Here is a 9756-nt window from a genome sequence, read left to right as displayed (position 1 = left end):
GGTCCCGGCGGGCGGCGAAGCGGCGGGGGAGGCGCTCTCCGATGGCGCCCGGACGGCGGGGGAGATGCCCTCCGGCGGTGCCGGGGCGGCGGGGGCGGTGGTCCCGGCGGGCGGCGAAGCGGCGGGGGAGGCGCTCTCCGATGGCGCCCGGACGGCGGGGGAGATGCCCTCCGGCGGTGCCGGGGCGGCGGGGGAGATGCTCCCCGACGGTGCCGGGACGGTCACCGCGTCGCCGGTGCCGTGGCACAGCAGCGGCGGTACGGCGTCCGTACGGGTGGCTTCCCGGCTGCCCCGGCCACCCCACTCCTCCCACTCCAGCAGCGCGGGGAGCCGCTGAGCCGTCCCGGGGGCGGCGAACAGCAGCATCCGGCCGCGGAACTGCGCGACCGGGCCCGAGCCGGGGCCGTCGTCCCACAGCCGGTCGAGCATCCGTCGGCCGAACATCGCGGGCGCGCTGACCACGTCGAAGACCGACCCGCAGGGCAGCACGACCGGGGCGTCCGGCCGCTCCTCCCAGAGGGCGAGCGTGCTTCGCGGATACGTTCCTGCCGAGGCGAGCCAGGCGGCCCCGTCCGGGGTGACTTCGGAGGCGTTCCATGCGCTGCTCATGGCATCAAGGTGTACCCGCCGTGAGTGCCCGGCTCCCGAGGGTTGCGGGAAATCGGGACAGGAGGGGGTGGGAGGGAGTATCTTGCCCGCCTGGCATATGCCAGGTGATCGGGAAAGGGCGTGCGGTGCCGTGTCAGGCGGAGTCGCCGGGCCCTCGGCTTTCGGCGTCGCCCCGCATCAGGTCCCGCCCGAACTCGACCATCTTCTTGGCGTAGTCCTCGGTCCACTCGGCCCGCTCGGCGATGTCCGCGGTCGTCAGCCGGTCGAACCTGCGCGGATCGGCCAGCTGCGCCGCCGCCAGCGCCTGGAACTCCACCGCCCGGTCCGCCGCGGCCCGGAACGCCAGCGTCAGCTCCGTCGCCCGGGCCAGCAGAGCCCGGGGGTCGTCGATCGACTCGAGGTCGAAGAAGTGCTCAGGGTCGGAGGCCGCCTCCGCAGGCTCGAAGAGCAGGGGCGCGGGGCGTAGCCGCGATTCGTTCCGACGCGGCGTGGGCTCCGCCATGTCTTCTCCTCCTCGTACGTCGCGCTGGCCCTCCCGGTGGAGTGGGCCACCGTCCATTGTCTCGCGGGCGCGCAAGTGGGCATCGCGGTAGTGGGTACGGCGGCCACACCACCTGGCGTTCGTCACGGCTCCCGGGACACGCCGTGTTCCGGCCAGATCATCGCCGCCAGGCGCCCCGGTGTTCCGGCCGGATCAACGCCGCCGCCGCCCCGGTATTCCGGCTGGATCATGGCCGCCAGGCGACCCGGTGTTCCGCCAGGTGCGCGAGCACCGCGTGGTTGGCCTCCCAGCCGTCCGGGCTGTGTTCATCGGCCGCCTCCGGCGGCGTGCCGGCCTCCGGCCGGCGGTGGGTGAGGTGTCGACGGGTGAGTCCGGGGGGCGCCGGTCATGGCCGCCAGGCGACCCGGTGTTCCGCCAGGTGCGCGAGCACCGCGTGGTTGGCCTCCCAGCCGTCCGGGAACTTCACCACCGTCCCCAGCTGGACCGGCTCCGTGGACGGATAGTCGTCCAGCAGGTCGGTCACTCCCGCCCGGCAGACCACGATGCAGGCGTGCCGGTGGCGGGAGGCCAGGACACAGAGGCGGCCCGTCTCCAGGTGGAAGGCCGTGGCGTCGGGGCGGCCGGAGAGGGGGTGGAGGACCACCGTGACGTCGTACTCACGCCCCTGCAGCCGGTTCGCCGTGTCCACGACCACGTCGGTGACGCCGAGGCCGGCCAGCGCCGAGCGGACCGCTGCCGCCTGGTCCCGGTGGGCCGTGCCGACGGCGACCCGGTCGGCGGTGAGAGGCGAGGGCACCGGGGAGCGTTCCGAGGTCGCCGCCCCCGCCCGGTCGAGCAGACGGCGTACGACCGTCGCCACCGCCAGGACCGCCTCGGGGTCCGTGCGCGGGGTGTGCCGGGCGGGCAGCTCCAGCAGCCCCCAGCCCGACTCGGCCGCCTCGTCGATCACCCGGTCGGGGCCCGAGCCGTCCGACGGCACGCCGAAGGCCAGGGTCCGGTCACCGGGGCCGGTGCCGCTGTGGAACGGCGTGTACGGGTAGAACGCGTCCGAGACCAGGGGCGCCGCGGAGGCCGGGAGCCGCCAGGAGACCGGCAGACGGTGCTGCGGCAGGTCCGGGTTGTGCGCCAGCAGGGTCGTCACCGCCGAACCCGAGGGGTCGTACGTGAGGCCCGCCCACTGCTCGCTGCCGACGATCGCGAACGGGTCGAGCTGCCCCGGGTCGCCCACGAACAGCGCCCGCTCGAACAGCCCGGCCACGGCGAGCAGCGCGTCCGAGCGCATCTGGTACGCCTCGTCGACGATCGCGTGCCGCCACGGCTCGTCGACCTTCACATGGGCCCACTTCGCCGCCGTCGAGATCACCACGGCCTGCCCGGCCAGGTCGCCCGCCTTGGCCGACTTGCGCACGCTGGGCAGGTCGTCGAGCGCCTTGTCGTACGGGTCGGAGTCGCTGCTGTGCAGCCGGCCCACCGGCAGCTCGGGGTTCTTCTCGGCGAGCCGCAGGACCAGGTCGTCGACCTGGGCGTTGGTCTGCGCGACCACCATCAGCGGATGACCGGCCTCGGCCAGTTCCAGGGCCGCGCGGACCACCAGCGTGGACTTGCCCGCGCCCGGCGGGGAGTCCACCACGACACCGCGCGCGGTGCCGTGCAGCGTGTCGTGCAGGATCGCGTCGGTGGCCTGGGCCGCGGCGGCCGAGGGGTCGAACACCGTGGTCACAGCACATCCTCCTCGGTCACCGGGTCGGCGGCCTCCAGAGCCGCCTCGCCGGGCGGCCCGCCGTGCGTCCACGGCGTCTCCTCCGGGTCGGGCAGCTTCGCTCCGCCCCGCTGCTCGTGCTCGAAGAGCGTGAAGCAGACCCGGTCGCCCTTCTCCGGCACCGAACCCGGCTCGGGCTCCTTGCCGCGGCCCATCTTGTCGAGGACCCGCAGGACGACGTACGCGCCGTCCTCCTCGTCCGCGACGAACTCGGCCGACTGGGGCTTCCCGCCCAGCGACCGGTACACCTTCGTCCGCTCGCCGAGATGCGGCCGGTCGTCCGTGCGCACCGTGACCAACGGGCGCGGGCTGGGCCGCTTGCCCTCGCTGTACGCCATCACGACATCGGTGACCTCACCCGCGAACGCCTCCCCGGACAGCCGCCGTCCCGCCATCACCAGCGGGTCGTCGAGGGCCTCCTGCGCCTCCAGCCGGGCCTGTTCGCGCTCGCGCGTGGCGAGCTTGTTGGCCGCGGTGACCGCGTCGTCGCGGCGCGGCTGCGGAGGCTCCCCGGCCAGCACCCGGTCGCGGTGACCGGTGAACGACCAGCGGTCGCGGGTCCACCGCTCCTCGACCCGCGCCCCCTCGGGCAGCTCCCGCAGCAGGTCCAGCCCCCGCCAGACCGCGTCCCAGGTGGGCCTGGTGCGGCTGAGCACCAGGTCGCGGATCTCCCGCTCGGCGGCGCTCAGCGCACCCAGCCGGTCGTCGGCCTCCAGCCCGTCCTCGGCGGCGGCGAGGGCGGTGCGGGCCCGGTCGTAGCGCTCGATGGCCGGGGCGAGCAGCTTGTTGTCGAAGGCCGGGTCGGTCGCCGGACCGGCCGGCGGGCATGTCAGCTGCCCCCGCGCGTCCCGCTCCAGCTCGGCGCGCAGCGCGGCCTCGGCACCGGTGACGCCCTGCGGCGGGTCGATCCAGGCGAGCAGCGCACCCAGATGCTGGTCCTCCAGGGTGGACTGCCCGGTCACCCAGTGCCGGCCCAGGACGTCGGTCATCGCCAGCAGCAGCGAGGAGCCGGGCACCCGGGCCCGCTCCCCGAAGTGCGTCAGCCACCGCCCGAGCAGCGGCACCCGCGGCGGCGCCGGATAGGGGGCCTCCGGATCCTGCTCCGCCGTACGCCGGAACCGGGTCGAACGCCCGAGCAGCCGCACCAGGTCGATGCCCGCGCGGCTCGGCACGATCAGCTGCGGCGCGTCCGCGCACAGGTCGACCTCGACCTTGACGCGCTTGCCGGTCTCCGGGTCGGTCTCGGTGCGCTCGGCGGCCTCCACGGCCTCGGCGTAGGAGTCGACGTACGGCAGCACGACGTCGGCCAGTTCGGCCAGGAACGCGAACCTGAGGTCGCGGTCGCGGGGCTGCGGGACGGCCAGCAGACGCGGCGCGTCCCGGTCGGTGCCGACCAGCGCGCCCAGCGGGGCGCCGGCCTCACCGGCGGTGATCAGCGGCACGAACACCAGCGGGCGGTCGCCGAGATGCCGGTGCCGGACGGTGGCGGCGGGCTGGGCACGGCCCGTGCTGACGGCTTCGAGGCGGGCCAGGGTGGAGATCAGCGACACGCCGCCTCCAGTGCCTCGGCGCGCAGGGCGGCGGCCCGCCGCAGGGCCGCCACGGCCGGGTCGTCGGGATCGCCCGCCTCGCCGCGCGCGGCCGCGAGGACCTCCTCGACCGTCGTGAGGCCGCCCAGCTCCGCCCGCAGCGGACGCCCGAGCGAGGTCACCGCGCCCTCCTGGCGGGACCGGGCCCGGCAGTGGAAGGCCAGCTCGCACGCGGACAGGCACTCGGGCACGTACGTCGCCGGGACCGACTCCACGGCCGCCGTCAGCTCATCGGAGGGCAGCTCGGGCGAGAAGCACGTGCCCTCGGGGAGCGCGTCGGCGATGTCCTCGATGCGGGTCAGCCGGGCCAGCTGGCGGGCCGTCACCGCCCGCTGCTTGCGGATGTCGACGGCGGACGCGGCCGGCAGATTGGAGAAGTCCCTGGGGCAGACGAGCAGCACCCGGTGCCGCACCCGCGGGGCCGGAGTCCCCTCCGCGCCGAGACGGGCCGCGACCTCCTCCAGCGCCAGCACGTACACCGCCGCCTGCCGGGCCGCCGCCCCCACCTTCGCCGGGTCCGCCGAACCGTCCAGCAGGGGGAAGGACTTGATCTCCACGACCGTCCAGCTGCCGTCCGGATGCACCACCACCGCGTCCGGCTCCAGGAAGGCGGGGGAGCCCGCGACGTCCAGCGCGAGCATCGGATGGTCGAGCAGCGTCCACGCGCCCGGGTGCGCGGCGGCCTCCCGCAGCTCCAGCTCCGTACGGGCCGTGCGCCCCCGGGGGCCGGCCGCCGTCAGGTCGGGCACGCGCGCGTCGGCGGGCGGCTCGGCGGACCGGTCGAGCTTGTCGTGCACCAGCCGCAGCAACTCCGCGCCGCCGTCGGCCTTGACCCTCGCCTCGAAGGCATTGCCCCGGGTGAGGGCGAACTGCGACTGCCCGAAGGCCGACGGCGCGCCCAGCGCGCTCGCCAGCGCCGCCTTGTTCACCCCGGCGCCGTCGAGGATCGCGCGCCGCGCACACCCGGGGTTGGCGGCCAGCGCCGCCAGGGCGCGCGCGTCCAGCGCCTTCGCGGGTACGTCGGGGCCGCGCAGCTCAGCGAGCCTTCCCCAAGCTCTCGACTGCGCTCGCGCTGGGGAGACCCCTATCCGGAGCGCCGTCCCCCGCGTCCTTGGGAGAGGCACCCGGTTCGGCTCCGTCTTCGAACCGCGACTCGCGCTGCCGTGGAATTCGCTCACCCGCGGAAGTCTGGCATCCGGCACTGACAATCGAGGAACCCGCGGCGGAGGAGTCCGCCGCGACGGGGGCGGAAGCCGAGGCCGAGGAGTCCGCCGTGACCGGTGCGGCCGACGGCACGATCTGTGCCTTGACCCGGTCCGCGGTGCGCATCACGACGGGGGCCAGCAGCAGCCCGACGCCCATGACGGCCGCGCCCGCGACCGCGTCGAGGAAGTAGTGGTTGGCGGTGCCCATGACCACGATCGTGGTGATCAGCGGGTAGGCCACGGCGGCCGTCTTCGTCATGCGCGAACCACCGAAGCGCCACAGCATCGCGCCACACCACAGGGCCCAGCCCACGTGCAGGCTCGGCATGGCCGCGTACTGGTTGGTCATGTCCCCCATGCCGCGCGGTGCGCTCGCCGCACCGCCCCACCAGCCGTAGGAGCTGTACTGCGCCATCGTGTCCACGAAGCCGTGGCTCGCGTCGAGGAGCCGGGGCGGGCAGGTCGGCAGCAGGGTGAAGCCGATCAGGCCGATGAGGGTGGACGTCATCAGCCAGGTCCGCGCGGCGCGGTAGCGCGCGGCGCGGGAGCGGAAGAGCCACACCAGGACGGCCGGAGTGACCAGGTAGTGCAGCGACGCGTACCAGAAGTCGGCGGGTATGCCTATCCAGGCCTCGCGGGTGAAGAGGCGGTTGAGGGGGTGCTCGAAGTTGAGGTACAGCCCCTTCTCGAAGCGCAGGATCGTCAGACCGTTGTCGACGGCGCCGGAGACGTCGCCGCGGGCGAGGAGCCGGCCGGCCGAGTAGCACGCGTACACCAGCAGGATCAGCGGCAGCTCGGTCCACCAGCGCAGCCTGGGCGCGGGGGCCGCCGCCTCGGTGCCCGGTGTCTCGGTGTGCTGCATCCGATCGTCCTCCCCCTTCGTCGTCGCGCGTAGCCCGTTCGGCCGTGCCACCTTACGGTGTGTGCGCCCGCCCGGGGGGCGCCTCCGGCCCTCAAAGACGCAGAGATCGCCCCCCGGGTTGCCCACGGGGGGCGTGCGCGATGATGGAGGAGTTCCCCTTGCGCTGTTCTTCTCGCGTTGTTCTTCCGGAAAGGTGACCCATGCCCGCGCGCATCCTGCTGGCCCGCCACGGACAGACCGAGTGGTCCCTGTCCGGCAAGCACACGGGCAGGACCGACGTGCCGCTCCTGGAGGAAGGCCGGCGAGGCGCGAAGCTGCTCGGCGAGCGCCTGCACCGGGCCCCGTACGAGGGCCTGGCCGACGTCGAGGTGCGCACCAGCCCGCTGGCACGCGCGCGTGAGACCTGCGAACTGGCAGGCTTCGGCGACCGCGCGCGTACCTGGGACGCCTTGCTGGAGTGGGACTACGGGTCGTACGAGGGCATGACCCCCGCGGACATCCAGGCCGTCCGGCCGGGCTGGCTGATCTGGCGCGACGGTGTCCCGGGCGGGGAGTCGCTCGCCGAGGTCACGGCCCGGGCCGACGAAGTGGTCTCCTGGGCCCGCTCCGAGGACCGCGACGTCCTGGTCTTCGCCCACGGGCACATCCTGCGCTCCATCGGGGCGCGGTGGCTCGGCCTGCCGATCGACTTCGCGGCCCGGATCCGGCTGAACCCGACGTCGCTGTCCGTGCTGGGCTGGGCCTACGGGGAGCCGGCGATCGAGAGCTGGAACGACCTGGGGCACCTCGCCCAGGATGTGCCGGACGCCGCACGGCGGGCGTGACGTTCGCGACAGTTCCTCAGGCCGTCCGCGGCGCCGAGGCGTGCCGCTCCAGGAACGCCGACACCCCGGAGGCCCTGCGGTGCGGCAGCAGCACCCGCGCGGTCGCCGCCAGCATGGTCTGGACGCGGGACGACTGGACCTCCTGCAGCAGATCCAGCACCCGCATCCCCGCCACCGCCGCCTCGTCCGGCCGGCCGCCGCGCGCGAGGTCGTCCGCCAGCTCCGCCGTGTAGAGGGCGATGTTCCGCGTGAAGTGCGGATCCTGCAGCTCGGCGGCGCGCCGCGCGTGCCGTGCCGCCCGGGGCCAGTCGCCGAGCGTGGACCAGCACTGCGCCTCCAGGCCCTCCAGTTCGGCCTCCCCGTAGAAGCTCATCCACTCGGGGTCGGCGTCCGAGGGGCCCCGCCCGAAGAAGGCCTGCGCCCGGGCCAGTGCCTGTTCGCAGCCGACGCGGTCGGCCAGTCCGGCCCAGCCGCCCGCCTCGCGCAGCGCGAGCAGCGACATCAGCCGTGCCGAGCCCACCGGCCGGGCGACGCGCTGCGCGGCCTGGGCCGCCCGGACCGCCTCGCGGGGCCGGCCGGCGTCGCGCGCGAGGAACGCCGTGTTGCAGAAGGCGTGCGCCTCAAGGCCCGGGTCGCCGTTCATCCGGGCGGTCGCGAGGGCTTCCGCGTAGTGCGAACGGGCGTCGTCGAAGCGCCCCGAGTCGTGGGCCAGCCAGCCCACGGAGATGGCCAGTTCACCGGCGCCGGAGTAGAGCCGGTCCGCCGTGGTCTGCCGGGTCGTCCCGGCGTCCAGCAGGGCGTAGGCGGCGCGCAGCGGGGCCGCGGCGCGGCGGTAGAGGCCGTCCGCCCCGTGCCGGTCGTCGAGCAGCCGGATCCGGCGGACGGCTTCTTCCAGGGCGCCCGCGTCGCTCGCCCCGGCGCGGTGCACGGGGCGCTGTGCCGCCGAGGCGTCGCGGGCGAGGCCGACAGGCCCCAGTGAGGCGGCGGCCACCGTGGCGCCCCCGCCGGTCATGAACGCGCGACGTAGCACGTCGCTCTCCTCGTAGGTGTCGTGCGGGTGGTACGCGTCGTACGGGTTCTGCGTTTCATACGGCTCGCACGCCCCACTGGTCTCACTCGTGGCGTTCGCCCGGTTCGCGGTGTCCGTCAGGGGCGCGTCATCGGTGTCGCGCGCCCGGCGTCCGCGTACCGACGAGCGGGGCGCGAACCCCAGGGCGGTGAGTGTGCGGCCCGGGTACATGTGCAAGAACACCCGTTCGTACGCGTAGTTGGGGCAGCGGATCTCGCCCGCCTCGACCCGGCCGATGTAGCGCGCGTCACAGCTGACCTGCTCGCCGATCTCGAGCCCGGCCCGGCGGATCACCGCGGCGAACTCGGCCGGCGAGCGCTGTCCGCGCAGTCGCCGGAAGGCGAGGTTCGGCCGCGGCGGCCGGTGGGGTTGAGACGAGGTCACCGTTGACGACGCCATGGCCGGGTCCTCCCGTGCGAACCGTGGAACCATGCCGGATTCAGGGCGACTTGTCGCGATGTGTCCGCCTGGGTGGCCCCTTGTCCGGCGGGCAAGAACGTACCTGCTGTGATGGAGCCACCACGCTGGGTTTTGCTACAAACCGGGTATCTCATCCGTGATCTGCCATGAAGTGCCATCCTTTGCGGCTGACTTCCGCCGTAGCCGTTGACAACCTGCCGCGTTGAACCTCGCGGACCGGGAGGCCCCCGACTCCCGACCGCTCGTCCAAGCAGGGGTTTTCGTGGTGGAGGCCGGTATGGACACCAGCCGGATCAACGATCCTCGTACGCCGCCGGGTACACCGGCGGCCGGCTGCGATGTGGTGACGGTGCCGGCCCGGCAGGGGCTGGAGGCGGTCGACATCCTGCGGCGCGGACCAGGGGACGCGGTGGGACCCGTGCTGCACGACGACGGCGGTGACACCCTGGGCTTCTTGGTGCCGCCGGGGACGGCCGCCGGGTGGGACGTGCCTGGCAGCACCTGCACGGAGACCGACGGGCGCGGACAGACCCTGGCGCCCGAGCCTCCCGTGGCGGGCTCGGACTGGCTGCTGCCGCCCGATGAGGCGGACCTCGCGACCGATCCGGCGGTGCTGCGCGAGGCCCTGGGGGAGGCCGCCCGGATGATCAAGGCGGCGGACAGCTGCCGCTGAGGCGCCCCGGCCGGCCGTCGCTCGGGCCGTCCCGGCGGCTTACCGGTGAAGCCCCGGCCGGTTGTCGCCGGGCCGTCCCGCCATCTGCCGCTGAGGCGCCCGGCCGGCCGTCGCTCGGGTCGTCCCGGCGGCTTGCCGGTGAAGCCCCGGCCGGTTGTCGCCGGGCCGTCCCGCCATCTGCCGCTGAGGCGCCCGGTCGGTTGTCGCTCGGGTCGTCCCGGCGGCTTGCCGCTGACGTCCCTGG

9 protein-coding genes are annotated in these 9756 nt (G+C 74.6%); 2 read left to right on the top strand and 7 right to left on the bottom strand.

Going from position 1 to position 9756, the window contains the following annotated elements; all coding sequences use genetic code 11:
• The 6 genes from HDC93_RS30290 to HDC93_RS30265 all read right to left on the bottom strand — a co-directional run.
• Positions 1–609: bifunctional DNA primase/polymerase (locus HDC93_RS30290; RefSeq protein ID WP_260419837.1), on the bottom strand; the 609-nt coding region annotated here is incomplete at its 3' end.
• Positions 610–742: 133 nt separating this feature from the next.
• Positions 743–1111 (bottom strand): hypothetical protein, encoded by a 369-nt coding sequence (locus HDC93_RS30285; RefSeq protein ID WP_185014026.1) that lies wholly within the window; start codon positions 1109–1111, stop codon positions 743–745.
• Positions 1112–1496: 385 nt separating this feature from the next.
• On the bottom strand, positions 1497–2831 hold the full coding sequence (locus tag HDC93_RS30280) for an AAA domain-containing protein (RefSeq protein WP_185014025.1): 1335 nt from the start codon (positions 2829–2831) through the stop codon (positions 1497–1499).
• Positions 2828–4420, bottom strand: a complete 1593-nt coding sequence (locus HDC93_RS30275; protein ID WP_185014024.1) for a hypothetical protein — start codon at positions 4418–4420, stop codon at positions 2828–2830. Before HDC93_RS30275 ends, HDC93_RS30280 begins: the two co-directional genes overlap by 4 nt.
• Positions 4411–5583 (bottom strand): hypothetical protein, encoded by a 1173-nt coding sequence (locus HDC93_RS30270; protein ID WP_398765279.1) that lies wholly within the window; start codon positions 5581–5583, stop codon positions 4411–4413. The genes HDC93_RS30275 and HDC93_RS30270 overlap by 10 nt, the downstream gene beginning before the upstream one ends.
• A complete protein-coding gene (locus tag HDC93_RS30265; protein ID WP_185014023.1) occupies positions 5495–6526 on the bottom strand; it encodes a phosphatase PAP2 family protein in 1032 nt (343 codons plus the stop codon). Before HDC93_RS30265 ends, HDC93_RS30270 begins: the two co-directional genes overlap by 89 nt.
• Positions 6527–6726: 200 nt before the next feature.
• On the opposite strand from HDC93_RS30265, the gene HDC93_RS30260 reads away from it, so the two are divergent.
• Positions 6727–7350, top strand: coding sequence for a histidine phosphatase family protein (locus HDC93_RS30260; RefSeq protein WP_185014022.1), 624 nt, complete (start codon positions 6727–6729; stop codon positions 7348–7350).
• Between the two features lie 16 nt (positions 7351–7366).
• Here the strand turns inward: HDC93_RS30260 and HDC93_RS30255 are convergent, their stop codons facing one another.
• Positions 7367–8818: a hypothetical protein gene (locus HDC93_RS30255; protein WP_185014021.1), complete on the bottom strand. Its 1452-nt coding sequence runs from the start codon at positions 8816–8818 to the stop codon at positions 7367–7369.
• Between the two features lie 298 nt (positions 8819–9116).
• Between HDC93_RS30255 and HDC93_RS30250 the strand changes: the two genes are divergently transcribed.
• Positions 9117–9512 (top strand): hypothetical protein, encoded by a 396-nt coding sequence (locus tag HDC93_RS30250; RefSeq protein WP_185014020.1) that lies wholly within the window; start codon positions 9117–9119, stop codon positions 9510–9512.
• The last annotated feature ends 244 nt before the right edge of the window (positions 9513–9756 follow it).

The organism is Streptomyces sp. AK010 (genome assembly GCF_014207295.1).
GTDB classification, from domain to species: Bacteria; Actinomycetota; Actinomycetes; order Streptomycetales; family Streptomycetaceae; genus Streptomyces; species Streptomyces massasporeus.
Note: the sequence above shows the minus strand (reverse complement) of the source record. Positions and strands in the feature narration are given on the sequence as shown.